Below are 26,549 nucleotides of genomic sequence, written 5' to 3'. Positions count from 1 at the left end.
GGGTCCGGTTGGCCGGAGGCGTTCCGCTCAGCCGGGCGGTACGAGTTCCGCGGCGATCGTGCGTCCCAGGCGTAGCGGCTCCACCGTGCGCTCGAGTTCGGAGTCGGCCAGCGCGCCGTCGTAGATCAACTGGATGCGGCGGGCGGTCTCGCCGGACCGGCCGACCTCGGCCGGGGGCGGGGAGCGACTGCGGATCGGCTACCTGCCCATCACCGACACCGCGCCGCTGCTCATCGCCGAGCGCGGGGCCGCGGACCTCGCCGAACCGGTGCTGTTCCGCAGCTGGGCGGCACTGGCCGAAGCGTTCCGCACCCGGCAGGTTGATATCGTGCATCTGCTCATGCCGATGGCGGTGCAGCTGCGTTTCGGCCTCGGCGCCGCCGACCGTTCGGCGAACACGGTGCAACTGGTCGTGATGAGTCCCTCGGATATGGTCTGCTGGTCGGCCTGCTGATCGCGGTCACCGTCGGTATCCCGCTCGGACTGCTGCTGGGGTTGCACGCGGTCACCGAACAGGCGGTCGCGCCGGTCGTGCAGTTCCTGCGCATGATCTCCCCGCTGTCCTGGGCGCCGATCGCGGTGGCGCTGTTCGGTATCGGGAACCAGCCGGTGATCTTCCTCGTCGCCGCGGCCTCGGTGTGGCCGATCGTGCTCAATACGGCGGCGGGGGTACGGGCGATCGACCCCGGGCTGCTGCTGGTGGCGCGGTCCTTCGGCGCGTCGCGCCGGGAGCAGCTCACCGCCGTCATCCTGCCCGCGGTCCGCGCCCAGGTGCAGACCGGTCTCCGGATCGGACTGGGTATCGCCTGGGTGGTGCTGGTACCCGCCGAGATGCTCGGTGTCCGTTCCGGGCTGGGCTACCAGATCCTCAACGCCCGTGACCAGCTCGCCTACGACCAGGTGATGGCGGTGATCGTGGTGATCGGCGTCATCGGCTACGCACTCGACACGCTCTCCCGGGTGGTACTCGACCGCCGCTGACCGTTGTCGCGGGAGCACCGGCCGCGGGTCATCGGTCGGCGAATCCGGCTCCGGCGCTACGGATCGCAGCCCGCATGGTGGTCACTCGTTCGGCAGGCGCCGCGGTGACCGCGGCCGCGACCGCGGCTCCCAGGCAGGCGCCGAGGTGGGTGGCGAGGACGGGCCACAGCGACCGGTCGGCGAATCGGTTCTGCAGCGATTCGAGGAGCACGGTGTGCGCGGATTGCAGCCGCGACATGAGAGACGAGGGAATCCCGCGGGCGCCGCCCATGACTTCGGCACGCACATCGGCCAGTTCGTCCGAGCGGTCCGTGGCGCCGTCGAAGGCATCGACCAGCGCGGCTGCGGCGGCCTGTACGGACTCCCACGGGCCGGCGCCGGGATCCAAGCGGTCGAGTGCGTCGAGTGCGGCCCGGATATGTCCTTCGAGGTGATGGAAGAGGACATCTTCTTTTGCGGGAAAGTAGTGGAAGAACGTGCGGCGCGAAATACCGGCCGCGTTCGCTATATCGGTCGCCGAGGTCGCGGTGAAACCGCGGTCGAGGAACAGGTCCGTTGCCGCGCGAATGATGGCCGCGCGGGTCTCCGCACGTTTCCGGTCTCGTAGCCCTGTCGTCTCGCCCACCGAAGCAGCCTAGCCTCTGCGCCGGTCGATGCATTAGTGCATAATTGCACTAATGCAGAAAAGGGCTCGGGTGGGAGCCCGGTGTGAATGTGGGAGGAAGCGATGAGCGAACTGGGTGGCCGGACTGTGCTGGTAACCGGAGCGGGACGCGGTATCGGACGGGCCGAGGCCCTGTACCTGGCGGCCGCGGGAGCGAATGTGGTGGTCAACGACCTGGGAGTCGATATCGACGGGACCGGCGGGGACGAATCCGTGGCCGCGGCCGTGGTAGCGGAGATTCGGGCCCGCGGTGGACGCGCGGTCGCCGATACGGGAAGTGTTTGTGACTGGGCCGACGCGGAAGCCATGATCGCGCGGGCCGTATCGGAATTCGGTGACCTGCATGCCGTGGTGAACAATGCGGCGATCGAGGCCAACCGGCCGGTGGACCGGTTCACCGAGAAAGAATTCGACGAGGTGGTCGCGGTGAAGCTCAAGGGGACCTTCGCGGTGAGCCGGCATGCGGCCGCCTACTGGCGCGACCGATTCGCCGCCGGGGACCGTCTCGACCGGTCCCTGGTTAATACCGCCTCGGGGTCCGGACTGCTGAATCCGCTGCCCACGCAGACGAACTACGCCGCGGCCAATGCCGGAGTCGCGGCGATGACGACAGTGCACGCCCTCGAACTACGACGACTCGGTGTACGCGTCAACTGTGTCAGCCCGTCCATGGTGCGCACCCGGCTGACCGAATCGGTGCCGACCATGGCCGAAACATCGGCTCCGGATACTTTCGATCCGAAAAACCCGATGGTCATTGCTCCGGTGGTCGGCTACCTGGTCGCGGGCGACTGTCCGCTGACCGGTCAGATTCTCTCGGTCCGTGGTGGTTCGGTCGCGGTGAACCACGGCTGGAGTCGCGGTGAGCAGGTCGACCGGGACTCGCTGTGGACCATCCCGGAGCTCGCGGCGGCCTTGACGGCGCTACCACTGGAGGATCCGTTCGAGCGGCTCGCCGACGCGCTCGGTGGTGCCCTCGGCACCGCCGGTCGCGCGCAGCTGGAGGCGCTGGTCGCCGCGCAGCTCGACGGCGCGATCCCGGCCGGATAGCACCGGGAAGTGATCAGGAATCGAGAAGCGCTGGTCGAAGGCATCGCAATAACGTCATCCGCATCGACATTCGCGCGGCAGCTCGCCGGGAACGCGAATTATCCGAGGAGGACGCGATGAACTGGAACGGGTGGCTTCGGCGGGCGCACCGGATGCTGGCGATAATCTTCACGGCGGCCCTGGTGGTCACCGTGGTGGTGTTGGCACTCCAGGGACCGCAGTGGGTGTCCTATCTGCCACTTCCCCCACTGGCTCTTCTCTTCTTCTCTGGTATCTACTTGTACGCCCGGTACCTCGTCACGCTCCGGCGGGATGGGGAACCGGCGGGTATCACGCCGCGGTCGGTGCAGTCGCCCACCCGTCCGTCCGGGAGCCGGGTCCGGCAGTTGCACCGCTGGTCGGCCGTCGCGTTCATGGCGACCGTGCTGGCCACCTTTGTTGCACTCGCGGTTCCGGAGCCCGTGGTCTGGGTGTCCTATCTCCCACTGATCCCGCTCGCGCTGCTCTTCTTCTCCGGGCTGTACCAGTTCGTTCTGCCCTATCGGAACGCGCGCTCCGCGGGCGCGTCGGATCAGCGGGCTGCCGCAGCCTGATACCCCCGCGGGTGCGGCAGGCGGCGGATGGGCGGTGTGTGCGGGTGGTCAGCGGTAGAGGCCGACCAGGGCGCGTGCGGCCGCATCGACGATCTCGTCCGCGGACGCCCGCAGGGTGCCGTCGAGCCAGGCGGTGACGAGTTCGGCCATACCGCCGACGAAGAGCAGGCCGGCGGTTTCGTCGGCGTTTTCGCTGCGGTCGCGCGGGCCGAAGAATTCCCGCGCCTCCAGCGCCGACTGATGGGCGAGGTGGCGCAGGAGTTCGGTGCGGCGCCGGCGCAATTTCGGTACCGCGACCGACTCCACGATGGCGACCCGGCCTTTGCGTGGATCGTCGAGCAGCTGTTGGACGAAGGCGCGGATCGAGGCCCGGGCGCGCGCGGCCGGGTCCGTGCCGGCGTGCTCGGCGGCCCGGCGGCTGATCTCCTCGATCTCCGCCGCGATCCCGTCCATCACCGCTTCGAGCAAGGCGTCGAGCCCGGAGAAGCTCTCGTAGAAGTAGCGCTCGCTCAGTCCCGCCGCGGCGCAGACGGCGGTCATCGTGGTCCGCGTGTCCGGGTCCGCCCATACGGTCAGACCCGCTTCGAGCAGCCGGGCGCGGCGTTCGGCGGCGCGATCGGCCGCGCTGACGCCCCGGTAGACCCCCGATTGCACGGCCACGTCCTCAGCATGCCACAGGACACGGCGAACCAAGGTTGACAGGATGCCCTTCCTGAATCAGGCTGGACGTGACCACCGCCACACCAGCACGAGGTGAGTAGATGAAGGCCGAGGCCCTGGAGCCACGCGAGGAAGCCGCTACGACGGGGCCGGCGGCCACGCGGCCGATCCCGGTACAGCACCGCGACGACCGCGGATTACCCCTGCTCGGGCAGGTGCTGGAGTACGCCAAGGATCCGGTCGCGCTGTGCCGCGGCCGCTGGGAGCGTTACGGCCCGGTCGCGCCGTTCCGCGCGCTCGGCAAGAACGCGGTGATGCTGCTCGGGCCCGACGCGTGCGGCGCGGCACTACAGAACAAGGACAAAGCGTTCGCCAACGAGCCGGCCTGGTCCGAACTTGTCGGCCCGTTCTTCCACCGCGGTCTCATGCTCATCGACTTCGAGGAACACCTGGCGCACCGGCGGATCATGCAGGAGGCCTTCACGAGAACCCGCCTCGAGGCCTACACCCAGCGCCTGCACCCGGCCATCGAACAGGGTGTGGCGGCGTGGGAGGAAGGCACCGAGTTCCCGTCGTACTGGAAACTCAAGCAACTCACCCTGGATATCGCCGCGGATTTGTTCATGGGCGGTGTGCAGGACACCGGGCAGGCCGAGATGGACCGGATCAACAAGGCGTTCATCGCCTGTGTGCAGGCCGCGGCCGGGATCGTCCGGATCAACGCGCCGTTCACCCGGTGGGGCCGGGCCTATCGCGGCCGTAAAGTGCTCGAGGACTTCCTCCGCCACTACCTGCCCGCCAAACGCGCCCGGCAGACCGACGATATCTTCTCGGTGCTCTGCCACGTCGAGAACGAGGACGGCGAGCGGTTCGGCGACGACGACGTGGTCAACCATATGATCTTCCTGATGATGGCGGCCCACGACACCTCCACCATCACCACTTCCACCATCCTGCAGTATCTCGGGCAGCATCCGGACTGGCAGGAGCGTTGCCGGGCCGAAGCGCTCGCGCTCGGGCCGGCGCCCTCGATGGCCGAGCTGGACAAGCTGGTCTCGATCGATCTGGTGATGCGGGAGGCGCTGCGCCTGCGGGCTCCGGTCCCGGTGCTGGTCCGGTACGCGGTGAAGGACACCGTGGTCGAAGGCGTTCGTATCCCCGCCGGTACCGACGTCATCGTGGGTATCCAGTTCACCCATCTCATGGCGGACTACTGGACCGATCCGCTGTCCTTCGACCCCGACCGGTTCGGTCCCGAACGCCGCGAGGACAAATCGCACCGCTTCGCATGGGAACCGTTCGGCGGCGGTGTACACAAATGCATCGGAATGTATTTCGGGGGTCTGGAGGTGAAGGCGATCATGCACAGGTTGCTGCGCGAATACCACTGGACCGTCGATCCCGGCTACGTGCCGCCGATGGACTACCACTCACTACCGTTCCCCAAGGACGGCCTGCCGATCACCTTGATCCGTAACTGAACCGCCGGCGGTCCGCCGCCCGGCGTAGTTCTCGGCGGAAGTCTCACCGCGGACTCGCCGCCGGGACCGCGGGTCTGCGCTCTCCGCGAATACGGGTTTTCCCGGCGGCGCATGGTGGAGCGGATCGGGGCCGGTTGTGCCCGACCACCCGAGCATGCGCCGGCGAAGGGTCGCTGCGGGGTCTCGCCGGTTCGCCGCCGTGTTCGTTTCTTGCCCTAGAAGCCTATCGACCATATGGGTAACCAGGAATACGCTGGATATCGTCCACCGTAACGTGGGTCTGTCCCATTTCTGGGGTCTCTGGTCTCGGCCGCTCCCGTCGTCAGGTGTAGCGGTACCCGAGGCGGCGAGGAGTAAGCATGAAAGGCGGAGCAAGAATTGCGTTAGGGGTGGGAATCGGATATTTCCTGGGTCGTACCCGCAAAATGCGCTGGGCGATGGGACTGGCGGGCGCGGCGATGTCCAAACGATCCACAGGGCTCGCCGGTGAGCTACTCGAACGCGGCACATCGACGCTGGGTGGCACCAAGGAGCTGACCAAGATCACCGATACCGTGCGGGGTGAGCTGCTGGGGGCGGTGCGGTCGGCGGCCGTGACCGCGGCGAGCAACCGCCTCGACGCGCTGAACGATCGGCTGCAATCACCCGTACCGACCGAGGACGAGGACGAGGACGAGGACGGCGGTGGCCGCGGGCGGCCCGCCGCGACGGAGGAGGACACCGAGCCCGAGCCGAACGCGGCGGACGAGACGGCCGACGAAACCCCGGACGAAGAAGAAGCCGAAGAACCCGCACCCCGGCCGCGTGCCCGCCGGACGACCGCGACCAAGTCCTCCCGGTCCGGCACTCGCACCTCGACCCGGTCGTCCGACTCCGGAGAGAGCGGCACCACCGCGTCGCGTCGACGGCGCGCCGGAGCCGATACCGACAAAGCGCCCGTGCGGCGGACGAGGCGGTGACCAGGTATGGCAAAAGTACTGCGTGATACCGCCTCGGGCGTCGGCAAAGCGGCCACCGGTACCGCCGGCCGGGCGACCGGGGCCGCGAAATCGGCCGGTTCGACGGCCCGGAAGACCGCGGAACAGGGAAGTCCCGGCGATCTGCTCCGGCAGTCGGTGCAGAATCTCGCCGGAACCCTCGCCCAACGTGCCGTCTCCAGCCTGTCCGGCGGAGTGTCGGGTGCGGCCGGTCGGCTGAACGAATATGCCGAGGGCCAGGGTGGCGGCAATCTGCTCGCGGCGCTGACGGGAGTCGAGAAGCTCTCCGAGGGCGCTTCCCCGATGCGAGCGGCCATGAGCGCGGGAGTGAGCAAACTCGGAAAGTCGGTCAAGGACACAGTGTCCTCTGCCAAGGACGCAATCACCGGCGGAGGCGGCAAGGGCGGCAAGGGGAAGAAACTCAAACTGGCCAATATCGTCGAGCACATCGATATCGGTGCCGAGGTCGAACTCGTCTACGACCAGTGGACCCAGTTCGCCGAATTCCCCAAGTTCACGAAGAAGCTCGAACAGGTCGAACAGGTATCCGATGAGAAACTCTCCTGGACCGGGCGCGTGTTCTGGTCGCGGCGGACCTGGGAGTCCACGATCCTCGAACAGGTGCCGTTCGAGCGGATCATCTGGCGATCCAAAGGGGCCAAAGGCTATATCGACGGCGCGGTCACCTTCCACGAACTGGGCCCGCACTTCACCCGGGTTCTGGTGGTTCTGGAATATCACCCGCAGGGCTTGTTCGAGAAGACCGCCAATATCTGGCGCGCGGCCGGGCGCCGATGCCGTCTGGAACTCAAGCATTTCGAGCGCTACGTCATGACCGAGGCGGTATTGCGCCCCGACGACATCGTGGGCTGGCACGGGGAGATCCGTGACGGCGAGGTGGTCGAGGACGACGAGAGCGCGCGACGCCGGGAGCAGGAGGAGGCCGAGGGCGAGGACACGGAGGGAGAAGGCGAGGGCGCGGAGGACGAAGGCGCCGCGGATGAGGAACCCACGGATGAGGACGAAGAGGACGAAGAGGCAGACGAAGAAGAGGCGGACGAGGACGAGGACGAAGAGCGCGGAGCGGAGGAGGGCGGCCCCGACGACGAAGAGGCCGAGGACAGCACGGAAGACGAGGACCGCGAGGCCCGGCCGTCGCGTCGCGCGCGTACCGACCGTCGTGCCGCCACACCGCGCCGTTCCCGCACACAGCGAGGAGCGAGGACATGACCATAGAACCCGCGGGTGGCGGTGGTAGTGGCGCAGTCGCCCGTCCGAATTCATCCGGCCTGGCCGAGGTCGTCGACACCATCCTCGACAAAGGACTGGTCGTCGACGCGTTCGTCCGGGTCTCGCTGGTCGGTATCGAACTGGTGACCATCGACGCCCGCGTGGTGGTCGCCAGCGTCGACACATATCTGCGTTTCGCCGAAGCCGTCAACCGTTTGGAGATCTCCAGTAACGAGCCCAAGGGACTCACCGACCTCGTGGGCGATGTCACCGAGGGTGCGGCCGAGCACAAGACGAAAGGAGCCATCGAAGCGGCGGGGAAAAAGGTGCAGGACTTTCTCGGGGACGTGCAGGACCAGCGCCAGACCTCCCGGGCCGGCAAACGAGGGGAGCGCTGATGTCCACCGCGAGCACCACCACCGAAAGCGATCGCGACCAGCGGACCGGGGTGTACGTCTACGGCATCGTGACCGCCGATGTGGAGCCGGAACCGCACGCCCAGGGCGTCGGTGACCCACCCGCCGAGATCGCCGTCGTCCGGCACGGCGATATCGCCGCCCTGGTCAGTGAGGTAACACTCGACCGCCCGCTGGGCATGCCCGACGATCTCACCGCGCACGCGCGCCTGCTGGACGGGACAGCCGCTGTCGCCCCGGTGCTGCCGCTGCAGTTCGGCGGTGTCGTCACCGATACCGAAGCGGTGGAAAAGGAGCTGCTCGCTCCCAACCACGATCAGTTCCGCAGCGCGCTGGACGATCTGGAAGGCCGCGCCCAGTACGTGATCCGAGGACGCTACACCGAGAACACGGTGCTCCAGGAGATCCTGGACGAGAACGCCGACGCGGCACGATTGCGCGCGGAGATCCGCGACAAACCCGAAGACGCCACCCGGAACGCGCGAATCGAGCTGGGCGAGATCATCAATCGAGAGATCGAGGCCAAACGCGCCGCGGACACCCGCCGGGTGGCGGCGGCCCTGCGCGATCTCGATCCGACCGTCCGGGAACGTCAGCCCACACACGAAGAGGAGGCGGTGCACCTCGCCGTGCTGCTCGACCTGTCCCGGGAGGACGATCTGCTGCAAGCGCTGACCGAACTCGGTGAGGAATGGGACGGACGGGTCCGGCTGAACCTGCTCGGCCCGATGGCGCCCTATGATTTCGTCACCGTCGGCGAAACCCCGGGGTGAGGACATGGGACTGCTGTCGTCGATCGTCCTGTTGCCGCTGGCTCCGGTCCGCGGGGTGATCTGGCTGGGTGAAGTGATCCAGGAGCAGGTCGATCAGCAGTGGCGCAGTCCGGCCGCCGTCCGGCGCGATATCGAGGAGATCGAAGAAGCCGCCGCGGCCGGCGACATCTCCGAGGACGAGCGGGACCGGGCGTTGCGGGAGGTTCTCTCCCGGATCAGGCGTCCTGGCGGAGGGCTCCCGCCTGCCGGTGAGCGGAGGCAGCCACCATGAGCCGCAGGTCGACCACCGACGACGCCGCGGATGTCGATCCGGAGCCGGACCACCCTCTCACCGCCAGGGAGGCCGCGGCGGCGGCGATCGAACACCTGCGGGAGCTGACGTCGAAATCGGTGGAGGGAGTGACCTCGATGGAGCCGCTCGACGACGGCAGGCTGGTCGAGATCGAGGTGCTCGAGGACCACCGCATCCCCTCGTCGGCGGATATGCTCGCGCTCTACGAAGTGGAGATCGACTTCGACGGGAATCTGCTGGCCTACCGCAGAACCGCGCGCTACGCGCGCGGTAGCACCGAGATCGGCGGAAGAGGCCGGCGATGACGGTGGTCGGAGGCGGTGGGTCCTATGAGCCGCAGCCCTACGGCGGCGGGCACCAATCGACCAACCTCGCCGATATTCTCGAACGGGTCCTCGACAAAGGGCTGGTCATCGCGGGCGATATCCAGGTGAACCTGCTCGATATCGAATTGCTCACCATCAAACTGCGACTGGTGGTCGCGTCCCTGGAGACCGCCAAGGCCGTGGGTATCGACTGGTGGGAGACCGACCCGTGGCTCAACAGCAAGGCTCGTACGCTCGAGCGGCAGGATCGTGATCTCGAACTGGAGAACCGCGAGTTACGGGATCGGATCGCCGAACTCGAAGCCGGCCGAAACCGGCGCGAAGCCGTCGAAGAGCGGCGCGAATCGCGGGAGAGCGATCCGCCGTGACCGGCGGGACCGGTGTCTGGCTGTATGCGGTGACGGCGGCCGCGGATGCCGCCGCGGGGTTCGACGGGCTCACCGGCGTGGCCGGTGAGCCGGTCCGGGTCGTGATCTCCGAGCCGCTCGCCGCGCTCGTGGGTTCGGTACCGCTCGACGTGTTCGGGGCGCAGCCGCTGAGCCGGAACCTGGAAGATCTGGACTGGCTGGCCGCCACGGCCCGCGCCCACGATGTGGTGGTATCCGCCGCGGTGCGCCGGGCCCCGTCGGCGCCGTTGCGGCTGGCGACCGTCTTTCTCGACGACGAGCGGGTGCGGGAGCTGCTGCGGGAAAGGCAGGCGGATCTGGAGGCGGCGCTGGTCCTGGTCAGCGGGCGCACCGAATGGGGTGTGAAGGTCTACGGAGATCGGGCCGCACTGACCGCGGCCGTGGCCGAGGCCCGCGCCGAAGACACCGCGAAAGGCGCGGGCGCCGCCTATCTGGCCCGGCGCCGCGCTCAGCTGTCTGCTCAGGAGACCGTGGAACACGATGCGGCCCAGCGTGCGGAGGCCGTCCATATCCGGTTGAGCCGTCGCGCCGCGGCCGGTCGCCGGCAGCCGACCACCGATCCCGCGCTGAGTGGTCGCAGCGATTGGATGGTGCTGAACGGGACCTACCTGGTCGACGACGAACGCGCCGGGGATTTCGCCGCGGCCGTCGACGCGCTCGCAGCCGAATTCCCCGGTATCCGGCTCGAACTCACCGGCCCGTGGCCTCCGTATTCGTTCGCGGGTGTGGAACGCGAGCCGCGGTGAACAGCGTCGACAGCGAGCGCCGCATCGCACTGGTCGACCTGCTGGACCGGGTGCTGGCGGGTGGTGTCGTGGTCACCGGCGATATCAAGCTCGCCATCGCCGATGTCGATCTGGTGCAGATCTCGTTGCGGGCGCTGATCTCTTCGGTCAGCACGCTGTACGGGCCCACACAGGAGCCACCCGGATGACCGAATTCGACGGTATCTCACCGCGTATCGACACCGATCCCGAATCGGTGGAACGCGGCCTGGTCACGCTCGTCCTCACCCTGGTGGAACTGCTGCGTCAGTTGATGGAACGGCAGGCCCTGCGGCGGGTCGACGCCGGCGATCTGAGCGAGGATCAGGTCGAGCGCATCGGCACCACCCTGATGCTCCTCGAGCAGCGAATGGACGAGCTGCGTGAGCATTTCGGCCTCACCCCCGAAGACCTCAATATCGACCTCGGCCCGCTCGGTCCGCTACTTCCGGAGAACCCCTCCGGCAGGTGAGCGGAACGGATTGCCGGTCATCGCGCGCCGGCCCACCGATTCCGGGGCACCGAACCCGCCGCCCGCGCATAGAATTCGCTGATGGTTCCCGCCGCCAATCTGCTGGCCTTCGTGGCCGCCGCCACCCTCATCGTCGTGGTTCCCGGGCCCGGCGTGCTGTTCACCATCGGGCGCGCACTCACTCTCGGGCGCCGCGCGGCGTTGATCTCGGTCCTGGGCCACTCGCTGGGTGTCCAGATCGCCCTGCTGTTCGTCGCGGTGGGATTGGGCGCGGTGCTGGCGGCCTCGGCCACCGCCATGGCGATCGTCAAGGTGGCGGGTGCGCTGTACCTGATCCATCTCGGGGTCCAGGCCATCCGGGAGCGGAAGGCGCTGCGCGAGGTGCTGGGTGCGCCCGTGGCACCGGCGAGTGGGCGCCGGGTGTTCCGGCAGAGCGTGGTCGTCGGCGTCACCAACCCGAAGGCGATCGTATTCTTCGCCGCGGTGCTGCCCCATTTCGCCGATCAGGCCTCGGGTTCGCTGCCACTGCAGCTGCTGGTGCTGGGCTCGATATTCCTGGTGATCGCGCTGATATGCGACAGCGCCTGGGCGTTGATAGCCTCCGCGGCGCGCAACTGGTTCGCGCGGTCGCCGAAGAGGTTGGAAGCGGTCGGGGGTGCGGGCGGGGCATTGATCGTCGGGCTCGGCGCGTCGGTCGCGGTGGAGCAGGGCGTCTCCGGTCGCTGAATATCGCGTGAGGCGTATTCACCGGTGTTGCGTCCTCAGCGCAGGACACCGGGTCCGCCCGGCTACCCCGCGATCTCATCGCCCGGTAACAGCGGGACCGAGGCCGCGGCCGCAATCGAGCACCTTGTCGTGGGCCGGTCTCTGATCCGGAGAGCAGGTCAGGAGCGGTGGGGGAGCGCGGCATTCATCACCCGGCTCGCGGTGACCTTGACCGAATCCGGCAGGACATGCGCAACCGTGGCCATCGCACGGGTCCCCAGCGAGCCACCGACGACCTTCTGCTTGTCCTGGAGCAGCGCGTCCACACCTTGTCGCGCCACCCGCGCCGGGTCCTCCTTGGGTCCGCGGCCCATCGGTGTCTCGAGGAGGCCGGCGCGGCGGAAGAAGTCCGTATCGGTCGGTCCCGGCATCAGCGCGGTCACGGTCACCCCGGTATCGCGCACTTCCTCGCGCAGCGCCTCGGCGAAGGACTGGATGAACGATTTCGACGCGTGGTACACCGCCTGTCCGGCGCCGGGCATCATCGCCGCGACCGAGGAGGTGAACAGCAGTCCACCGGTGTCACGCCGCACCATATCGCCCAGCGTCAGCTTGGCCAGGTGCACCGTCGAGCGCACATTGAGCGCGATGAGATCGAGTTCGTCGTCGAGGTCGGTCTCGGCGAAGTTCCCCCGCGACCGACCCCGGCGTTCAGCGCGACCGCGTCGAGCGGCCGTTCGTCCTGGGTCGCCGCGGAATACACCTGCTCCACGCCTTCCGGTGTGCGTAGATCGGCCTGAACCGCCCGCACCTCGATCCCGGGGCGACGGACGGTGTCGGCCGCGGTCTCGATCTCCGCATCCTCCGCGGCCATGACCACGTCATAGCCGCGTTCGGCGAACACGGTGGCGAGTTCCAGGCCGATACCGCTCGAGGCGCCGGTCACGAGAGCGAGGGGAGGTGTCGTGGTCATCTGCGGCGGCTACCCAGGTTCCTGCGGATCATGCCACCCGGCACGCCGGCATCCGGTCAGCTGTCGCGGTTGTATCCGAGTTCCTCGACGATCGGGTTGGGCGGAACCTCTATCTCCTGCTCCGCCAGACCCGGATGGTGGTGGGTACGCCGCTGGGCGGCCCGGTCCGCCGGCGACCGCCGCGGCTCGAGGTTCACCGACTGCAGAACTTCCTGCAGATTGCCGTAGGTCTCCGGTGGAATCGCCTTGAGCGCGCGCACCGTGTCGTTATCGGCGTGCGCCCGGGTCGCGCAGTGCACCAGTTCCGGTTTCTCGGCCGGAAAATCAGCGGCGGACAATGCCGCCCGGACTCGATCCGCGTCGGTTGCGACCATCGTCGTCCTCCTTGTTTCGCCTCGACGGTCGGGTGTGTGCGGTGGCGCGATACCCACCCCGCCCGCCACTAACCCGAATCGCGGAAGTGCGTCAGCAGGTCACGTGGATATCGGCGGTCGAGTCGAACGAGACGTGAACGTGGTCGTAGTGATTGGCGGTGGGATCGCCACGATCCTCCATATAGGACCAGCCGCTGCCGTCGTTGTACCGTTGCTGCCAGATCACATAGGTCACGCCGAAGCGCTCTTTGTTGGCCAGCACGAAGTCGGCGATCGCGTCGCCGCGGGCCGGATCGTAGGTCATGAAGTCGAGTGCCAGACCCGCGCCGTGATCGCCGTCGTAGCGGCCGTTGGCGCCCCCGATATCGCCGACGCCGAAGGTCTTGTCGATCAGGTTGCCCACCTGCGCCACCTGTGGACGCGCACCGGCGAGTTCGGTCGAGCACGCGATGACAGGAGGCGGGGGCGGCGCATGCCGTTTCGCGTAGCGGGCGGGCTCCGGAGGTCGGTCCGTCGTGGCCGCCGGTGCCGGTGTACCGGGCGGGGCCGGCGTCGTCTCCAGGGCCCGGCCGATGCCGGCCACCGGTATCGGCGCGTCCGCCGCGTGCGTCGGCGTCTCCGTAGTTTTTTTGTCGAGGTCGGCGGTGGGCACGGCCACCGCCTCGACCGCGGCCGCGGCGGGTTGGGCATCCGGGCCGGGGCGCGCCGTTACGGACAGTGCGATCACCGCCGTCGCCGCGATCGCGCTTCCGGCCAGCGGAGCGATCTTTCGGGCTCGGGCCGGTTTGCGGTGTTGACCAGGCATAATGGTGGCTACTCGTAACGCTCGACGACAAGATCACCGTTAGATTACGAAAGGGTCGCGGAAATGTCACGGTCGCTGACGCACATGGGTCACGGCCAGTCCTGTTCGCGCACGTCCGCGTAACTCCGCCGGTCGAGTGGCCACTCCGTGGACCGGACCTGAGACGACCTCCCGCCCACCGCACGCCGCTCAACTGTTATGGTCGGATTCGTTCTGACACGGGGTGCTCCGCGAAAGCGGGGCTGAGAACATACCCGAGAACCTGTCCAGGTAATGCTGACGAAGGAATGTCTTGGCTTCACGCGCGCACACCACCGAATCCGGCAAATTCACCGAACACCTCTGGGATCGGACGAAAGATCTGCGCGGTGCCATCGATGAGCTCGAATTCCTGCGCCGGCTCGGCGACGGCACCCTCCCACTCGAGGTGTTCCGCACCTACGTGGAGCAGGATTCGCTGTATCTCGCCGGTTATTCGAAGGTGCTGGCCCTTCTCTCGGCCAAGTCGCCCGACGCGCAGGCCGCGCAGTTCTGGGCGGGTTCGGCCGCCACAGCGGTCGCCGTCGAGGCGGAACTGCACCACGACCTGCTCAATGACAGCCGGCTCCCCGCGCGGGCGGACGAGCCGGAACCGTCCACGGCCTGCCTGGGATACGTCTCCTACCTCATCGCCACCGCCGCGACCGAGTCCTACGCCGTGGGCGCGGCAGCCGCGCTGCCGTGTTTCTGGATCTATGCCGAGGTCGGCCGTGACCTTGCCGCGAGTGCGGCGGAAGTCCTCGCGGCCGACCCCGGCCACCCGTACGCCCAGTGGGTGTCCACCTACGGCGCCCCGGAGTTCCAGGCGTCCGCGGTCGCGGCCCGGTCGTTCGTCGACGCGGCGGCCGAGGCGGCGAGCGAGCGGGATCGTGCGGCGATGGCGACAGCGTTCACAGTGGCCACCCGATACGAGCTGATGTTCTGGGACACCGCTCTGCATCCGCAGCCCTGGCCCGCCGCATGAGCGAGTCAGGCCCGGAGGCGGCAGCGCAGCGTGACCACGGAGGGCCCTCGCTCATGCTCGATCGACACCGCATGAGCGGCCGCCTGCGCCGCGTCCTCGCGGTCGCGGTCGCCACCGTGGCGGCGCTGTCCGCGCTCACCGCCTGCACCGCGGGGTCCAGCGACGGCGAGACCATCCGTTTCGCCCTGGACTGGACGCCGAACACCAACCACACTGGGCTGTTCGTCGCGCAGCAGCGCGGCTACTTCGCCGACGCCGGCCTGGATGTGCAGATCCTGCCGTACAACAACACCGCGGTCGATACGGTCATCGACGCCGGTAACGCCGAATTCGGTATCAGCACCCATAATTCGTCGACGTTCGCGCGGGCGTCGGGGGCGCATACGCTGTCCGTGCTCGCACCGCTGCAACACTGGGCGACGGGGATCGGGGTGAAGGCCGACCGCACCGATATCACCCGCCCGAAGGACCTGGACGGCAAAACCTATGCCGGTTTCGGCGACCCCGGTGAGGTGGAAGCGCTCCAGCAGGTGATCCGCAACGACGGCGGCCGCGGCGAATTCACCACCGTCACCCTGGGCACCTCGGCGTACGAGGCCGTCTACTCGGGCCGAGCCGACTTCACCGTCTCCTACCTCGGCTGGGAGGGCATCGAAGCCGAGCACCACGGCACCCCGATGCGGTACTTCCGCTACACCGACTTCGGTTTCCCGGACGCGTACGCCATCGTGGTCGACGCCAACCAGGACTGGCTGGCCGCAAACCCCGACCGCGCGCGAAAGTTCGTGCAGGCCCTGCAGCGCGGTTATCAGGTCGCCGCGGACGACCCGGACGCCGCCGCTGCGGACCTTCTCGCCGCCAACCCCGGCGCGTTCAACGACGAGGGCCTGGTCCTGGAGAGTCAGCGGATGCTGGCCGAGCAATTCATGAAGGGCCCCGACGGCCGGGTGGGCGCCCAGACCCGCGAGCAGTGGGCCGCGAATTCCGGTTTCCTGTACGAGAAGGGTCTGCTGACCGGTCCCGACGGCGCCCCGCTGACGGAGGAACCGGACTGGTCGACCTACTTCACCAATGATTACCTCACCGCCCCCTGACGACTCCGAGCGAGAGGCCCCGCCCGGGACGAATCCGGCCGCCCGGACCGTGCCGGGCCGATCGGCCGGGATCCGCTGGGCACTACCGTCCGTCGTGACGGTGGCGCTACTCGTCGTGTCGTGGCAGGTCTATGTCGAGGTCAGCGGTATCCGTCCGCAACTGTTGCCGTCCCCGGTGCGGGTCGTGGCGCAGGGGTGGGCGCACCGCGACGAGATCGGGGTCCATGCCGCCGCCACCCTCCAGGTGACACTGGCCGGCTTCGCGGTATCGCTGTGCCTGGCCTGGCTGCTGGCCGTGGTGGTCGACTTCTCGCCCTGGCTGCGGCGCGCGTTCGTGCCGTTGTTCGTCGCCTCCCAGACGCTGCCGATCATCGCGATAGCACCGTTGATGATCATCTGGTTCGGTTTCGGGCTGCTCCCGAAAGTGCTCGTCGTCGCACTCGTCACCTTCTTCCCGATGGCGATCGGGCTGATCGAGGGATTCGCCGCGGCCGACCGCGAGGCGGGCGCGTTGCTGCGCAGTATGGGGGCGTCCCGTGTGCAGGTGTTCCGTTACGTGCGGTTGCCGTCCGCGGTGCCGCGATTCTTCACCGCATTGCGGATCGGGATCACCTATGCGGTCGTCGGCGCGGTCTTCGCCGAATACGTCGGTGCCAGCGAGGGCCTCGGCATCTATATGAGTCTGCAGAAGAACTCCTTCCGCACCGACCTGGTGCTGGCGGCGGTACTGGTGACCGCGCTGCTCAGTATCGCGCTGTACCTACTGACCTTTGTGATCGAACGGCTCGTCGCACCGTGGTCCCGCGCGGAGAACAGGAGTCGGCATGACTGACGCGCGCGGGCACCGGATCGTCGTCGACGGCCTCACCAAATCGTTTCCGCGGCCCGGCCGGCACCGCCCCGACCGGCAGGTCCTCGGCGGTGTGTCGTTCACCGCGCAACCGGGTGAGTTCGTCTCCGTCATCGGCCCGAGCGGCTGCGGTAAGAGCACCGTGTTCACTATGCTGGCCGGCCTGGAGACCCCGGACTCGGGCAGTATCCGCTTCGGCGCGAGCGACGGGGAACCGACGGCACCGCACTGCGCCTATATGCCGCAGAAGGATCTGCTGTTCCCGTGGCGCACAGTCCTGGACAACACCGTCCTCGGCCTCCAGGTGCACGGTGTCCCGAAACCGGAGGCCCGGCGCCGGGCCCGCGAACTGTTCCCGGTCTTCGGGTTGTCCGGATTCGAGGACGCCCGGCCGTCCCAGCTCTCCGGCGGAATGCGGCAGCGGGCGGCCCTGCTGCGGACCGTGGTCCAGGGGCGCGAACTGCTGCTGCTGGACGAGCCGTTCGGCGCACTGGACTCGCTGACCCGCACCGAGATGCAGTCGTGGCTCCAGGATGTCTGGCAGCGGTACCGGTGGATGGTCCTGATGATCACCCACGACATCCGGGAAGCGGTGTACCTGTCCGATCGCGTGATCGTCCTGTCGGCGCGCCCGGCCACCGTACGCCGAGAGGTGCGCGTCGATCTGCCGCGGCCACGCGAGCTGTCGATGATCACGACACCGGAGTTCGTCGCGCTGGAGCAGGACCTGCTCGATGTGCTCCACGAGGAAGCGCGTCACGCGCTCGCTCAACGAGACCACTGAGCTCACCCTGGGAATTCGTCGGCCGGGCGTTCCACGACGCCCGGCTCACCGGCCTCCTGAGGGCGGCTGGAGCCCGGTGGTCGGTGTGCGGCGCTTCGTCGGTGTGGTTCGTGCCGGGCGTGCACGAGGAACGGGCCGAATCGTGATGACCGGTGCGTTCGCGGAGGGCGTCGTCCCCCAGCACGAGTGATTTGCCCGCGGCGGCAACTCCAGCATCGGACCCGTCCGACGGAAGTTGCCCGGGGCGATCGCCGGGAAAGGAACCGGGGGATTGCCACCGTGCAGTGGACCGCCGTAAGAATTCCGGCCCGCGGTGACCGGTTCAGCGAGACAATCGTCGGACCGCCGGAAGGTCCGCAGAATCGCCTCCCGGCGCACGCAGCATCCGTAGGAGGGCCATGTTCGTCCCGTTCAGTGTCTCCGATTTCCTCGATCGCGCCGAAACCGTGTACGGCGACCGGATCGGTATCGTCGACGAACCCGCCCAGCCCGCGCCCGGCCAGGGTTCGCTGACCTACTCCGGGGTCGCCGACCTCGCCCGCAGACAGGCGGCCCGCCTCGACGAACTGGGTATCGGGGCCGGGGACCGGGTGGCGCTGGTCAGCCATAATTCGAGTCGGCTGCTGACCTCGTTCTTCGGAGTGAGCGGCTGGGGCCGGGTGCTGGTCCCGATCAACTTCCGCCTGCGCCCCGACGAGGTGCGCTATATCGTCGAGAATTCCGGGGCCCGCGCCCTGTACGTGGACCCGGAACTCGCGGACTCGCTCGGCGAGGTCGACTGCGAGCACAAGTTCGTACTGGGCGCCGATACCGATCTCTACGCCGCGCCGGGGGCGGTACCGCGGCCATGGGAACCCGATGAATCCGCCACCGCCACCATCAACTACACCTCGGGCACCACCGCCCGCCCGAAGGGCGTGCAGATCACCCATCGCAGTATCTGGGTCAATGCCGTCACCTTCGGCCTGCACGCCACGATCAGTGACCGTGACGTATATCTGCACACCCTGCCGATGTTCCACGCGAACGGCTGGGGCATGCCGTTCGCGATGACCGGAGTCGGCGCCCGGCACATCGTCCTGCGCAAGATCGACGGCGCCGAGATCCTGCGCCGGGTGCGCGACCACGGCGTCACGGTGATGTGCGCGGCGCCAGCGGTCGCCGCCGCGGTGCTCGACGCCGCGCAGACCTGGGAGGGCGAGATCCCCGGACGCGACCGCGTGCGGATCATCATGGCCGGGGCACCGCCGCCGACGAAAACCGTCGCCCGCGTCGAAGAGGAACTCGGCTGGGAGTTCATCCAGATCTACGGCCTGACCGAAACCTCACCGCTGCTGACCGTCAACCGCGCCCGTGCGGAATGGGACGACCTCGATCCCGAGACCAGGGCCGCGAAGCTGACCCGCGCCGGTGCCCCGGCCCTGGGCGTCCGGTTGCGGGCCGAAGAACCCGAGGAGGGTTCGGGAGAGGTTCTGGCCCGGTCCAATGTGGTGATGGAGGGTTACTGGGACCGCCCCGAGGAGAGCGCGGCGGCGCTGGCCGACGGATGGTTCCACACCGGCGACGGCGGCGCCCTCGGTGACGACGGCTACCTGACCATCGCCGACCGCAAAAAGGACGTGATCATCACCGGCGGCGAGAACGTGTCCTCGATCGAAGTCGAGGACTGCCTGTTCTCCCATCCCGCCGTCGCCGAGGTGGCGGTGATCGCGGTACCGAGCGAGAAATGGGGCGAGACGATCAAGGCGCTGGTCGTGCTGACCCCGGACGCCGAAGCGAGCAATTCGACCGAGGCCGAACTGATCGCCTGGTGCAAACAGCGGCTGGCCGGCTACAAGGCGCCGACCTCGGTCGAGTTCCGGAACGAGCTGGCCCGGACCGCGACCGGCAAACTACAGAAGTTCAAATTGCGCGCACCGTACTGGAGCGGCCGCGGTCGCCAGGTCAACTGATATCCCTCGGGCGTGCGAGAACCTCACCGCTTGGCGTAATCCGCGACCCCCTGCCAGTCGATCATGACGCAGGGTTCGTCGCCGACGGTCCAGGCATCGTGTCCGGGCGGGACGATCATGAAGTCGCCGGGGCCGTATTCCTGCTTCTCACCGTCGTCCATGACCACAGCGAGGTGCCCCGAGACGCAATAGCCCGTATGGGGTGCCTGGCAACTGTCGGTCCCGGCGATCGGCCGGACATGTTCCGACCAGCGCCAGCCTGGTTCGAAGACCGCCCGGCCCACGGGGCCGGCGTCGAGGTTGACCAGGTCCATCTTGCCCTTGCCTGCCTCGAATGGACGGGTTTCCTCGGGTGAATCGAAGTTCTTGCGTACCAGACCGGACATAATCGTTCTCCTCGGTACTACGAATCCCCGTTCCGGATGGGTCGGATTTCTCCTGCGAGCCCGGGGCTGCCGATATCGATACAGCCGAGCCGTTGGTGTGATAGGCATCACATTTTACCGGCGTGGCTGTGGCGGCGGCAAGGCAGCGGGCCGCCACAGCCGTCAGAGCCGGAGGCGCGGTGGTGGAGGACGCCCGTCGGCGGATCGGTTCGCGGGCCGGACCTGTCGGTGCTTCCGGCACCGGGCGACTACGCGGGGCCGGCACTCACCCGGTCGGCCGAGGCGAGCGGTATCGGCTCGAACATCGGGGGTTCGTCCGCGGGGAACAGTGCTGTCGGACCGTAGACCCAGTCGGTGAACGAGTAGTCGCCGACCGCGCGCTCCCGCAGCAGCACATTGCGCTGCGCGCGCCGGATCCCGTCGAGATGCCAGAGTTCACCCCACACCCGGGCCGTCAGCACCACCCGGCGGCAGTGTTCCGGCCGGACCGCCTCGTACGCCGCGAGCGCCCCCGCCCAGTCGACGACCCCGTCGGCGTCCCGCAGGCGCCGGACGTGTTCGGCGAGCACCCACCCGTCCTCGATCGCCATGATCGCGCCCTGCGCCATGTACTGCAGCGGCGGGTGGGCGGCGTCGCCGAGTAACGCGATCCGTCCGTCGACCCAGGTGCCGATCGGGTCGCGGTCGTACATCCGCCACCATTTGTCCCGCCACATATGCGGTAGCCGATCCTGGACGAAATCGCAGGTCGCGGCGAAGGCGGTATCGAGTTCGTCAGGAGTGCCCCAGTCGTCGAGCCCGGCCACGGCCTTCGGGGATTCGAACACCGCCACCTGGTTGAGCAGATCGCCGCCCCGCAGCCCGTAGTGGACGAAATGGCAGCGGGGACCGACGTAGACGACCACTTCGGAGAGGTCCACCGGCCGGTCCACCTCCGCGATCGGCACGGTACCGCGGTAGGCGACATAGGCCGAGGACACCGGACGGTCGTCGGTGAACAGTGTGCGCGCGACGGAATGCAACCCGTCGGCCGCGATCACGATATTCGCCTCGTGGACCGCGCCGGCCTGCGTGGCCGCACCGGCTTTTCCAGCGTCCTGCGTGTAGGAGACGACGCGCTGTTCGGTGAGCAGTTCGACACCTGCCTCCCGGCACGCCTCCAGGAACAGCGCGTGCAGATCACTGCGGTGGATGACCAGATACGGGAAGCCGTACTCGCGCTCCAGATCGCGCAGGTCGAGCGAGGTCAGTTCGCTTCCGTCGACCGCGTCCCGCATCACCATCCGGTCGGGCACGACCCCGCGGGCTTTTACCTCGTCCAGCAGACCGTAGTCCTCGAGAATGCGGGTGCAGTTGGGCGCGAGTTGAATACCCGCCCCGACCTCACCGAACTGTTTCGCCTGCTCCAGGACCCGCACCCGCAGGCCGAGCCGGGACAGTGCGAAAGCGGTACTCAGCCCGCCGATGCCGCCGCCGACGATGACGACGTCAGGGGTGCTCACGATGAGCCTCCTCTACAACCAGGGGCCGAGGTCGGGGACGCCGGCGAGGGAATGGGGACGACCGGCGAGGTAGGCGGCGACCTCGGGTAGCGGACCGTCGGGGATTTCGTCGAGTCCGCGTTTGTCTCGGATATCGGTGACGAGTGCGGACAGGAATTCGTCGGGAAGGTCGGCGAAGGTGGTGCCCGTGCCGAGATCGACGGCATGGACACACACCTCGCGCGCCCGCAGCCACGGGATCTCCGTGGCCGGGACGGTCCGCCCCTGCGCGGTGACGACCTCGTTGTGCCAGTCGTCGCCGTGCAGCGCCTCCATCGCGACGGACAGTTTGCGCACCGCCTTGTTCAGCCAGTTGGTCAGCTCGCTCGCGGCCAGTGCGGCGCCCGATTCGATATCGGCATTGCGCTGGTCGGGCGAGGAATACATCGGGGTGTGTTCGCCGGTGCGGGCCCAGTGCACCAGATTGCCGAGCGCGTCGGCATTGGCCGCGACATGCGCCACCAGATGTTTACGCGTCCACCCGGGCAGGCCGCTCGGGGCCGACATCGACTCGTCGTCGAGCAGGGCGGTCTGCGTGAGGAACAGCCCCGTCCCGTGCTCGGCCCACTTCAGCGAGGCGGCGTGGGTCCGCCCGGTCATGAGGCCTTCACGACCTTGTTCGTGCACGCCCCCAGCCCGGCGATCCGGGTCACCACGGTTTCCCCGCCGACCAGATACACCTTCGGGTCCCGGGCGTGACCGACCCCGGCCGGTGTCCCGGTGGCGATCAGATCGCCCGGGTTCAGCCGGATCACCGTCGACACGTACTGCACCAGGTGCACCGGGTCGAACAGCAGCGTCCCGGTGTCATCGTGCTGCATGACCTGCCCGTCGACCAGCGTCTCCACCTCGAGCGCCGGCCGTACCCCGCCGACCTCGTCCGGGGTGACGACATAGGGTCCGACCGGGGTGGAGGAATCCCAGATCTTGCCCTGCGTCCATTCGATCGTGCGGAACTGCCAGTCCCGCACCGACACATCGTTCATCACGGTGAACCCCGCGATGGCGTCCGCGGCTTCGGTCTCGGTGGCCCGCCGCACGGGCTTGCCCACGACCACCACCAGCTCGACCTCCCAGTCCAGCGCATCGGTCTCGGGCGGTTTCACGATCGGATCGTTCGGCCCGATGAGGCTGTCGGCGAACTTCGGGAAAAGCGTGGGGTAGCTGGGAAGGTCGCGCCCCATCTCCTTGATGTGGTTGGTGTAGTTGTGCCCGACGCAGACCACCTTCGACGGGTTCGGTACCACCGCGGCGAAATCCGCACCGGCCGCCGGCCAGGTCCGCCCGGTGGCCTCGGCCGCGATCGTGGCCCAGTCGTCCCGGGCGAACAGCGCGCCGAGGTCGTCGTGACCCAGGTCGACGAGCGTGTCACCGTCGAGGCGCACCGCGCGGGTGCCGCCGTCGACGCGAAGGGTGGCGAGTTTCATCGGGTGATCTCCTGACGGTCGAGCCGGAGCGCCTCGAAAACGGGCGCATCCGAGAAACGGAAAAGGTCCAGGGCGCCGGAATCGGAATCGGTGCCACCGGCTTCCGATTTGGCGGAGAAGGGTTCCCACGAGGGGACGACGAACAGGTCACCGCGGGTGACCGACCAGCTTTTGTCTCGCACGGTCACCGTGCCGGACCCGTCGAACACTTGATACACCGACGACCCGGTCTCCCGGACCGGCGCGGTTTCCGAACCCCGGGTGACCCGGTGGAATTCCGCCCGCATGGTCGGCAGCACATCGGTGCCGTCGTGCGGATTCGAGAACCGCACCGCCGCGTGCCCGGGTTCGACGGTCCCGCCGTATCCCTCCTTCTCCAACAGCAGCTGATCATTCAACGCGGCATCCGTGTGCTCCCACTTGTAGGCCAGCAGCGGGGACCCCGGCGCCACCGCACCCACCGACAGCGGCCGCAGCCCCGGATGTCCCCACAACCGCTCCGACCGCGACCGCTCCGGCGTGATTCGCTCCGCGTCGCTGATCTCCGCGCGGCCGAATTCGAAGAACTGCGATTCCACGAGGTACTGGAACGGGATGTCCAGCCCGTCGATCCAGGCCATCGGCTCCGAGGTGGCGTTGTGGTGCGCGTGCCGGTTCCACCCGGCCTGCGGCAGGAAGTCACCCCGCCGCATCGGCACCGCGTCGCCGGTGGCCGTGTCCCCGGTACCACCCACCACGGTCCATACTCCCGACCCCTCCACCACGAACCGGAAGGCGTGCTGAGTATGCCGGTGCTCCGGAGCATCCTCTCCCGGCATCAGATACTGGATCGCCGCCCACAATGTCGGCGTCGCGAACGGGCGCCCACCGAGGGCCGGATTCGCCAGCGCGATCGCTCGCCGCTCACCACCGCGGCCGACCGGCACGATATCGCCCGCCCGCGCCGCCAGCCGCAGCAGATTCTCCCACCGCCACAGATGCGGCACCGCCCGCGACCGCGGATGCGCCGGCATCAGATCACCGATCTCGGTCCACAGCGGGACCAGAAGCTCCTGCTCGAAGCCGCGGTACAGCTCCTCGAGGGCGGGGGTGACGTCCGGCTGGTCCGGCGCCGCGACCGCCCGCAGACGGACGGGGGTGTCAGTGGTGCTCATATCGCCTACAGTGGCCCTTGCCGAGTCAGCAGAACAGGTAATTCTGGAGAGCAGAACAGGAAGATGGGCAACACGGAACCGAAGACGCCACCGGCCTACGTCGTCACCAGCGCGGACCACGCGCTACGGGCAGCGGTGATGCTGCAGCTGGAGGGCGGGCTGACGGTCAGCCGGGTCGCCGAACGGCTCGGGGTGGCGCGGTCGACAGCGCATCGGTTGTTGCAGACGCTGGTGTACCGGGATTTCGCGGTGCAGGACGAGCAGCGGGTCTACCACCCGGGCCCGGTGCTCGAGCTGGCCACGCACTCGCAGTCGCGGACCTCGCGGCTCCGGGCGGCCGCGCTGCCGCATCTGCAACGGCTGGTCGATCTGGTGGGGGAGTCGGCGAACCTGACGATCCGAGCCGGGGATACGGCGCGGTTCATCGCCAGTGTGGAATGCCGGCAGGCGCTGCGAGTGGGGTCCCGGGAGGGGATGGTGTTCCCGGCCCATCGCACCACCGCCGGCCTAGTCCTGCTCGCGGAACTCGACCCGGCCGAGTTGGACGAGCTCTACGACAAGGCACGATATACGGAGCGTCCTGACGAACGGCCGGACCTGCCGAGTCTGCGCACCCAGCTCGCCACAGTGCGCCGGGCGGGGTTCGCGTTGAACGACGGGCTCTCGGAGCGCGGAGTGGTCGCGGTCGGGGTCCCGGTGCGGGACGCGGACGGGACCGCGCTGGCGGGCCTGTCGGTATCAATGCCCTCGGTCCGCTACCTCCCGAATCAGCTGCCGACCCTGGTCGCCACCCTGCACCGGGCCGCCGGTGGAATCGAAGCGAGCCGCGGCGCCGATCGAGGTGCGGCGCCGGAGCCCGGGCGGCACGAGTAGGCGAGGCCGACTCCGCAGTCGGCCCCGCACTCGTCACCGCGGGGGTTGTCAGAGGATCGGTGTCGATCGCTCCAGTCCGGGGATCTCGCCGTTACGGAATGCATCGACGAAAAGCTCGTGGTCGGTGCGCGTGCGAAGAGCGTAGGACTGGCCGAAATCCACCATATCGCACACGAATTCGTTCTCGTCGGAGCCGATGGCCGCCATGATCGCCTCCTCGCTCTGGAAATCGACCAGTGTCTGATCGGAGTCGGCGTCGGAGACACAATGCATACCCGCGGTTGCCTGGCCGAGGTATTCGATCACCGGCTGCATCTCCTCCGGCTCGGTGAGATCGGACCAGTCGAGATCGCTCACGTAAGGGGAGAGTTCGGAGACGATATAGCCGTCCCCGCCGATCTCGGTGTAGCCGAGCCAGGGGTCGGCGTGGGCCTGGAGGGCGCGCTGGGACACTGCGGTGCGGTGCCCGTGGTGCCGGAAATAGTCCCGGATCCGCTCGTCTTGCACGATCCGGCTGGGCGCGGCGATATTCCCCTGTTTCATGGACAGGATCACATCGTTCTCCAGCGCCTCGGTCTGCCCCTCCACGAGGATGTTGTACGCGGGCAGCCCCGCGGACCCGATCCCGAATCCTTTGCGACCGACGATATCTTTCACCTGGTAGGTGATGCTCCGGAACCGCTTGTGCTCCGGGATCGTCTCGAGGTATCGGGTGAAGGCATCCAGTACCAGGGTGCGTTCCTCCTCCTCCACACAGCGGACATCCTTGCCCGGCCGGAATCGGCGTTCGTAGTTCTCGACCATCGTGGTGCTCGCCAACAGCGCAGTGCGGGTGTTCATCCGGGCGTCGAGCAACACATCGTGCACGGGGCCCGTGGTGTTCCGCAGATGCAGTTTGAAATCCTGCTCGTTCTGGGTGCCGTCGTGAAAGGCGCGCACCATGCGCACATAGGAGCGCACATATGTCGCTGTCAATGCCTCGATATCGGCATCGGAGACGGCCTTGCGGCGGGCCAGCAGCGCGACGCTGGCACAGAAACGTTTGATATCCCAGGTGAACGCGCCGAGATACGCTTCGTCGAAATCGTTGACGTCGAAGACGAATTGTCCGGCGGAATCCATATAGGTGCCGAAATTCTCCGCATGCAGATCGGCCTGGATCCAGATCCGGCCGGTGCGCTCGTCGGCCCACCGATCCTCGGTGGCGGCCATATCGTTGTAGAACAGGCAGGCGGACCCGCGGTAGAAGGCGAACGGGTTATCCGCCATCTTGCGGAATTTCTTACGGAACGCGTCCGGGTCGGCGGCGATCATCTCGCCGAAGGCGTCGGTGAAGACGTCGACGATCTCGGCCTTGCGGTCGTGTGCGGTGTGCTCGCTGAACCTGTTGTCCATACCCACGATTCCGGGCCGGTCCTCTCGTCGTGCTGGTGTTGCCGCCCCGGCTCGGCGCCAGGGCGGCGATGGATCCGATCGTGCCAGAACCCCTTCCACCGCGCTCGACTCCGGCAATCGGCCGGTGGACCGGTAATGCCCTCGACC

The 26,549-nt window shown here is 68.0% G+C and carries 30 protein-coding genes and 3 pseudogenes; 22 read left to right on the top strand and 11 right to left on the bottom strand.

Annotated features, from left to right (window positions below; genetic code table 11):
* Positions 1 to 133 precede the first annotated feature (133 nt).
* Positions 134 to 376: pseudogene (locus tag IG75_RS40165) on the top strand (ABC transporter substrate-binding protein); the annotation flags it as partial.
* Positions 377 to 435: 59 nt separating this feature from the next.
* Positions 436 to 981, top strand: a pseudogene (locus IG75_RS0106610) (ABC transporter permease); the annotation flags it as partial.
* A gap of 28 nt (positions 982 to 1,009) precedes the next feature.
* Here the strand turns inward: IG75_RS0106610 and IG75_RS37200 are convergent.
* The gene (locus IG75_RS37200; protein ID WP_051714285.1) at positions 1,010 to 1,606 is read right to left on the bottom strand and encodes a TetR/AcrR family transcriptional regulator; all 597 of its coding nucleotides are present in this window, start codon (positions 1,604 to 1,606) and stop codon (positions 1,010 to 1,012) included.
* A 102-nt stretch (positions 1,607 to 1,708) separates the two neighbouring features.
* Between IG75_RS37200 and IG75_RS0106600 the strand changes: the two genes are divergently transcribed.
* Both IG75_RS0106600 and IG75_RS39795 read left to right on the top strand, forming a co-directional pair.
* On the top strand, positions 1,709 to 2,695 hold the full coding sequence (locus IG75_RS0106600; protein WP_030520264.1) for an SDR family NAD(P)-dependent oxidoreductase: 987 nt from the start codon (positions 1,709 to 1,711) through the stop codon (positions 2,693 to 2,695).
* A 116-nt stretch (positions 2,696 to 2,811) separates the two neighbouring features.
* Positions 2,812 to 3,288, top strand: a complete 477-nt coding sequence (locus tag IG75_RS39795; protein ID WP_030520263.1) for a hypothetical protein — start codon at positions 2,812 to 2,814, stop codon at positions 3,286 to 3,288.
* 48 nt (positions 3,289 to 3,336) lie between these two features.
* Here the strand turns inward: IG75_RS39795 and IG75_RS0106590 are convergent, their stop codons facing one another.
* The gene (locus tag IG75_RS0106590; protein WP_030520262.1) at positions 3,337 to 3,948 is read right to left on the bottom strand and encodes a TetR/AcrR family transcriptional regulator; all 612 of its coding nucleotides are present in this window, start codon (positions 3,946 to 3,948) and stop codon (positions 3,337 to 3,339) included.
* A gap of 101 nt (positions 3,949 to 4,049) precedes the next feature.
* Between IG75_RS0106590 and IG75_RS0106585 the strand changes: the two genes are divergently transcribed.
* The 12 genes from IG75_RS0106585 (at position 4,050) to IG75_RS0106530 (ending at position 11,812) form a co-directional block, all read left to right on the top strand.
* Positions 4,050 to 5,429 (top strand): cytochrome P450, encoded by a 1,380-nt coding sequence (locus tag IG75_RS0106585; protein ID WP_081876661.1) that lies wholly within the window; start codon positions 4,050 to 4,052, stop codon positions 5,427 to 5,429.
* Positions 5,430 to 5,818: 389 nt separating this feature from the next.
* The gene (locus IG75_RS0106580) at positions 5,819 to 6,388 is read left to right on the top strand and encodes a hypothetical protein (RefSeq protein WP_156060969.1); all 570 of its coding nucleotides are present in this window, start codon (positions 5,819 to 5,821) and stop codon (positions 6,386 to 6,388) included.
* Between the two features lie 6 nt (positions 6,389 to 6,394).
* Positions 6,395 to 7,636 (top strand): SRPBCC family protein, encoded by a 1,242-nt coding sequence (locus tag IG75_RS0106575; protein ID WP_030520259.1) that lies wholly within the window; start codon positions 6,395 to 6,397, stop codon positions 7,634 to 7,636.
* Complete coding sequence (gene gvpJ / locus IG75_RS0106570; protein ID WP_030520258.1) at positions 7,633 to 8,034, top strand: gas vesicle protein GvpJ; 402 nt, start codon at positions 7,633 to 7,635, stop codon at positions 8,032 to 8,034. Before IG75_RS0106575 ends, gvpJ (IG75_RS0106570) begins: the two co-directional genes overlap by 4 nt.
* Entirely contained in the window at positions 8,034 to 8,825 is a 792-nt protein-coding gene (locus tag IG75_RS0106565) for a GvpL/GvpF family gas vesicle protein (protein ID WP_030520257.1), read from the top strand. Before gvpJ (IG75_RS0106570) ends, IG75_RS0106565 begins: the two co-directional genes overlap by 1 nt.
* 4 nt (positions 8,826 to 8,829) lie before the next feature.
* A complete protein-coding gene (locus IG75_RS0106560) occupies positions 8,830 to 9,096 on the top strand; it encodes a gas vesicle protein GvpG (protein ID WP_030520256.1) in 267 nt (88 codons plus the stop codon).
* Positions 9,093 to 9,422 (top strand): gas vesicle protein GvpO, encoded by a 330-nt coding sequence (gene gvpO, locus IG75_RS0106555; RefSeq protein WP_030520255.1) that lies wholly within the window; start codon positions 9,093 to 9,095, stop codon positions 9,420 to 9,422. The genes IG75_RS0106560 and gvpO overlap by 4 nt, the downstream gene beginning before the upstream one ends.
* On the top strand, positions 9,419 to 9,811 hold the full coding sequence (gene gvpJ, locus IG75_RS0106550) for a gas vesicle protein GvpJ (protein WP_030520254.1): 393 nt from the start codon (positions 9,419 to 9,421) through the stop codon (positions 9,809 to 9,811). Before gvpO ends, gvpJ (IG75_RS0106550) begins: the two co-directional genes overlap by 4 nt.
* Positions 9,808 to 10,596 carry a GvpL/GvpF family gas vesicle protein gene (locus tag IG75_RS0106545; protein ID WP_030520253.1) on the top strand — a complete coding sequence of 263 codons (789 nt, stop codon included), beginning with the start codon at positions 9,808 to 9,810 and terminating at the stop codon, positions 10,594 to 10,596. Before gvpJ (IG75_RS0106550) ends, IG75_RS0106545 begins: the two co-directional genes overlap by 4 nt.
* Positions 10,593 to 10,784 (top strand): gas vesicle protein, encoded by a 192-nt coding sequence (locus tag IG75_RS0106540; RefSeq protein WP_030520252.1) that lies wholly within the window; start codon positions 10,593 to 10,595, stop codon positions 10,782 to 10,784. The genes IG75_RS0106545 and IG75_RS0106540 overlap by 4 nt, the downstream gene beginning before the upstream one ends.
* Positions 10,781 to 11,086, top strand: a complete 306-nt coding sequence (locus tag IG75_RS0106535; RefSeq protein ID WP_030520251.1) for a gas vesicle protein K — start codon at positions 10,781 to 10,783, stop codon at positions 11,084 to 11,086. Before IG75_RS0106540 ends, IG75_RS0106535 begins: the two co-directional genes overlap by 4 nt.
* A gap of 81 nt (positions 11,087 to 11,167) precedes the next feature.
* A complete protein-coding gene (locus tag IG75_RS0106530; RefSeq protein ID WP_030520250.1) occupies positions 11,168 to 11,812 on the top strand; it encodes a LysE family translocator in 645 nt (214 codons plus the stop codon).
* A gap of 158 nt (positions 11,813 to 11,970) precedes the next feature.
* Here the strand turns inward: IG75_RS0106530 and IG75_RS36095 are convergent.
* The 3 genes and pseudogenes from IG75_RS36095 to IG75_RS40740 all read right to left on the bottom strand — a co-directional run bounded on the left by IG75_RS36095 (position 11,971) and on the right by IG75_RS40740 (position 13,943).
* Positions 11,971 to 12,764: pseudogene (locus IG75_RS36095) on the bottom strand (SDR family NAD(P)-dependent oxidoreductase).
* Between the two features lie 56 nt (positions 12,765 to 12,820).
* Complete coding sequence (locus IG75_RS0106520; RefSeq protein ID WP_030520249.1) at positions 12,821 to 13,138, bottom strand: DUF2795 domain-containing protein; 318 nt, start codon at positions 13,136 to 13,138, stop codon at positions 12,821 to 12,823.
* A gap of 91 nt (positions 13,139 to 13,229) precedes the next feature.
* Complete coding sequence (locus IG75_RS40740; RefSeq protein ID WP_030520248.1) at positions 13,230 to 13,943, bottom strand: VldE C-terminal domain-containing protein; 714 nt, start codon at positions 13,941 to 13,943, stop codon at positions 13,230 to 13,232.
* Between the two features lie 292 nt (positions 13,944 to 14,235).
* On the opposite strand from IG75_RS40740, the gene IG75_RS0106510 reads away from it, so the two are divergent.
* From IG75_RS0106510 to IG75_RS0106490, 5 genes are all read left to right on the top strand, one after another.
* Positions 14,236 to 14,946: a TenA family protein gene (locus tag IG75_RS0106510; RefSeq protein ID WP_030520247.1), complete on the top strand. Its 711-nt coding sequence runs from the start codon at positions 14,236 to 14,238 to the stop codon at positions 14,944 to 14,946.
* A 53-nt stretch (positions 14,947 to 14,999) separates the two neighbouring features.
* On the top strand, positions 15,000 to 16,040 hold the full coding sequence (locus IG75_RS0106505) for an ABC transporter substrate-binding protein (RefSeq protein ID WP_208641726.1): 1,041 nt from the start codon (positions 15,000 to 15,002) through the stop codon (positions 16,038 to 16,040).
* Positions 16,018 to 16,872 (top strand): ABC transporter permease, encoded by an 855-nt coding sequence (locus tag IG75_RS0106500; protein ID WP_030520245.1) that lies wholly within the window; start codon positions 16,018 to 16,020, stop codon positions 16,870 to 16,872. Before IG75_RS0106505 ends, IG75_RS0106500 begins: the two co-directional genes overlap by 23 nt.
* Complete coding sequence (locus IG75_RS0106495) at positions 16,865 to 17,674, top strand: ABC transporter ATP-binding protein (RefSeq protein WP_030520244.1); 810 nt, start codon at positions 16,865 to 16,867, stop codon at positions 17,672 to 17,674. The genes IG75_RS0106500 and IG75_RS0106495 overlap by 8 nt, the downstream gene beginning before the upstream one ends.
* 398 nt (positions 17,675 to 18,072) lie before the next feature.
* Complete coding sequence (locus tag IG75_RS0106490) at positions 18,073 to 19,626, top strand: AMP-binding protein (RefSeq protein WP_030520243.1); 1,554 nt, start codon at positions 18,073 to 18,075, stop codon at positions 19,624 to 19,626.
* 23 nt (positions 19,627 to 19,649) lie between these two features.
* On the opposite strand, the gene IG75_RS0106485 is transcribed toward IG75_RS0106490, so the two are convergent.
* The 5 genes from IG75_RS0106485 to IG75_RS0106465 form a co-directional block, all read right to left on the bottom strand.
* Positions 19,650 to 20,012, bottom strand: a complete 363-nt coding sequence (locus IG75_RS0106485) for a cupin domain-containing protein (RefSeq protein ID WP_030520242.1) — start codon at positions 20,010 to 20,012, stop codon at positions 19,650 to 19,652.
* A 248-nt stretch (positions 20,013 to 20,260) separates the two neighbouring features.
* On the bottom strand, positions 20,261 to 21,514 hold the full coding sequence (locus IG75_RS0106480; RefSeq protein ID WP_030520241.1) for an FAD-dependent oxidoreductase: 1,254 nt from the start codon (positions 21,512 to 21,514) through the stop codon (positions 20,261 to 20,263).
* A 12-nt stretch (positions 21,515 to 21,526) separates the two neighbouring features.
* Positions 21,527 to 22,153 carry a maleylpyruvate isomerase family mycothiol-dependent enzyme gene (locus tag IG75_RS0106475; protein WP_030520240.1) on the bottom strand — a complete coding sequence of 209 codons (627 nt, stop codon included), beginning with the start codon at positions 22,151 to 22,153 and terminating at the stop codon, positions 21,527 to 21,529.
* Positions 22,150 to 22,980 (bottom strand): fumarylacetoacetate hydrolase family protein, encoded by an 831-nt coding sequence (locus IG75_RS0106470; RefSeq protein ID WP_030520239.1) that lies wholly within the window; start codon positions 22,978 to 22,980, stop codon positions 22,150 to 22,152. The genes IG75_RS0106475 and IG75_RS0106470 overlap by 4 nt, the downstream gene beginning before the upstream one ends.
* The gene (locus IG75_RS0106465; RefSeq protein ID WP_030520238.1) at positions 22,977 to 24,134 is read right to left on the bottom strand and encodes a cupin domain-containing protein; all 1,158 of its coding nucleotides are present in this window, start codon (positions 24,132 to 24,134) and stop codon (positions 22,977 to 22,979) included. Before IG75_RS0106465 ends, IG75_RS0106470 begins: the two co-directional genes overlap by 4 nt.
* A gap of 63 nt (positions 24,135 to 24,197) precedes the next feature.
* On the opposite strand from IG75_RS0106465, the gene IG75_RS0106460 reads away from it, so the two are divergent.
* A complete protein-coding gene (locus IG75_RS0106460) occupies positions 24,198 to 25,007 on the top strand; it encodes an IclR family transcriptional regulator (RefSeq protein WP_051714282.1) in 810 nt (269 codons plus the stop codon).
* Positions 25,008 to 25,055: 48 nt separating this feature from the next.
* Here the strand turns inward: IG75_RS0106460 and IG75_RS0106455 are convergent, their stop codons facing one another.
* Positions 25,056 to 26,402 (bottom strand): DUF2252 domain-containing protein, encoded by a 1,347-nt coding sequence (locus IG75_RS0106455; protein ID WP_030520236.1) that lies wholly within the window; start codon positions 26,400 to 26,402, stop codon positions 25,056 to 25,058.
* Between the last annotated feature and the right edge of the window lie 147 nt (positions 26,403 to 26,549).

It is taken from the genome of Nocardia rhamnosiphila NBRC 108938, from assembly GCF_000720425.1.
Lineage (GTDB): Bacteria > Actinomycetota > Actinomycetes > Mycobacteriales > Mycobacteriaceae > Nocardia > Nocardia rhamnosiphila.
The sequence above is the reverse complement of the archived record's forward strand: the minus strand, read 5'-3'. Positions and strand labels throughout refer to the sequence as shown.

Bases quoted from the DNA above. Each gene is read 5' to 3' on its own strand.
- IG75_RS0106475 (WP_030520240.1), bottom strand. From the start codon at position 22,153: ATGACCGGGCGGACCCACGCCGCCTCGCTGAAGTGGGCCGAGCACGGG.
- IG75_RS0106575 (WP_030520259.1), top strand. From the start codon at position 6,395: ATGGCAAAAGTACTGCGTGATACCGCCTCGGGCGTCGGCAAAGCGGCC.
- IG75_RS0106565 (WP_030520257.1), top strand. From the start codon at position 8,034: ATGTCCACCGCGAGCACCACCACCGAAAGCGATCGCGACCAGCGGACC.
- IG75_RS0106455 (WP_030520236.1), bottom strand. From the start codon at position 26,402: ATGGACAACAGGTTCAGCGAGCACACCGCACACGACCGCAAGGCCGAG.
- IG75_RS0106485 (WP_030520242.1), bottom strand. From the start codon at position 20,012: ATGTCCGGTCTGGTACGCAAGAACTTCGATTCACCCGAGGAAACCCGT.
- IG75_RS0106535 (WP_030520251.1), top strand. From the start codon at position 10,781: ATGACCGAATTCGACGGTATCTCACCGCGTATCGACACCGATCCCGAA.
- IG75_RS0106585 (WP_081876661.1), top strand. From the start codon at position 4,050: ATGAAGGCCGAGGCCCTGGAGCCACGCGAGGAAGCCGCTACGACGGGG.
- IG75_RS0106530 (WP_030520250.1), top strand. From the start codon at position 11,168: ATGGTTCCCGCCGCCAATCTGCTGGCCTTCGTGGCCGCCGCCACCCTC.
- gvpJ (WP_030520258.1), top strand. From the start codon at position 7,633: ATGACCATAGAACCCGCGGGTGGCGGTGGTAGTGGCGCAGTCGCCCGT.
- IG75_RS0106460 (WP_051714282.1), top strand. From the start codon at position 24,198: ATGGGCAACACGGAACCGAAGACGCCACCGGCCTACGTCGTCACCAGC.
- IG75_RS0106600 (WP_030520264.1), top strand. From the start codon at position 1,709: ATGAGCGAACTGGGTGGCCGGACTGTGCTGGTAACCGGAGCGGGACGC.
- IG75_RS40740 (WP_030520248.1), bottom strand. From the start codon at position 13,943: ATGCCTGGTCAACACCGCAAACCGGCCCGAGCCCGAAAGATCGCTCCG.
- IG75_RS0106490 (WP_030520243.1), top strand. From the start codon at position 18,073: ATGTTCGTCCCGTTCAGTGTCTCCGATTTCCTCGATCGCGCCGAAACC.
- IG75_RS0106520 (WP_030520249.1), bottom strand. From the start codon at position 13,138: ATGGTCGCAACCGACGCGGATCGAGTCCGGGCGGCATTGTCCGCCGCT.
- IG75_RS0106495 (WP_030520244.1), top strand. From the start codon at position 16,865: ATGACTGACGCGCGCGGGCACCGGATCGTCGTCGACGGCCTCACCAAA.
- gvpJ (WP_030520254.1), top strand. From the start codon at position 9,419: ATGACGGTGGTCGGAGGCGGTGGGTCCTATGAGCCGCAGCCCTACGGC.
- IG75_RS0106505 (WP_208641726.1), top strand. From the start codon at position 15,000: ATGCTCGATCGACACCGCATGAGCGGCCGCCTGCGCCGCGTCCTCGCG.
- IG75_RS0106500 (WP_030520245.1), top strand. From the start codon at position 16,018: ATGATTACCTCACCGCCCCCTGACGACTCCGAGCGAGAGGCCCCGCCC.
- IG75_RS0106470 (WP_030520239.1), bottom strand. From the start codon at position 22,980: ATGAAACTCGCCACCCTTCGCGTCGACGGCGGCACCCGCGCGGTGCGC.
- gvpO (WP_030520255.1), top strand. From the start codon at position 9,093: ATGAGCCGCAGGTCGACCACCGACGACGCCGCGGATGTCGATCCGGAG.
- IG75_RS39795 (WP_030520263.1), top strand. From the start codon at position 2,812: ATGAACTGGAACGGGTGGCTTCGGCGGGCGCACCGGATGCTGGCGATA.
- IG75_RS0106560 (WP_030520256.1), top strand. From the start codon at position 8,830: ATGGGACTGCTGTCGTCGATCGTCCTGTTGCCGCTGGCTCCGGTCCGC.
- IG75_RS0106465 (WP_030520238.1), bottom strand. From the start codon at position 24,134: ATGAGCACCACTGACACCCCCGTCCGTCTGCGGGCGGTCGCGGCGCCG.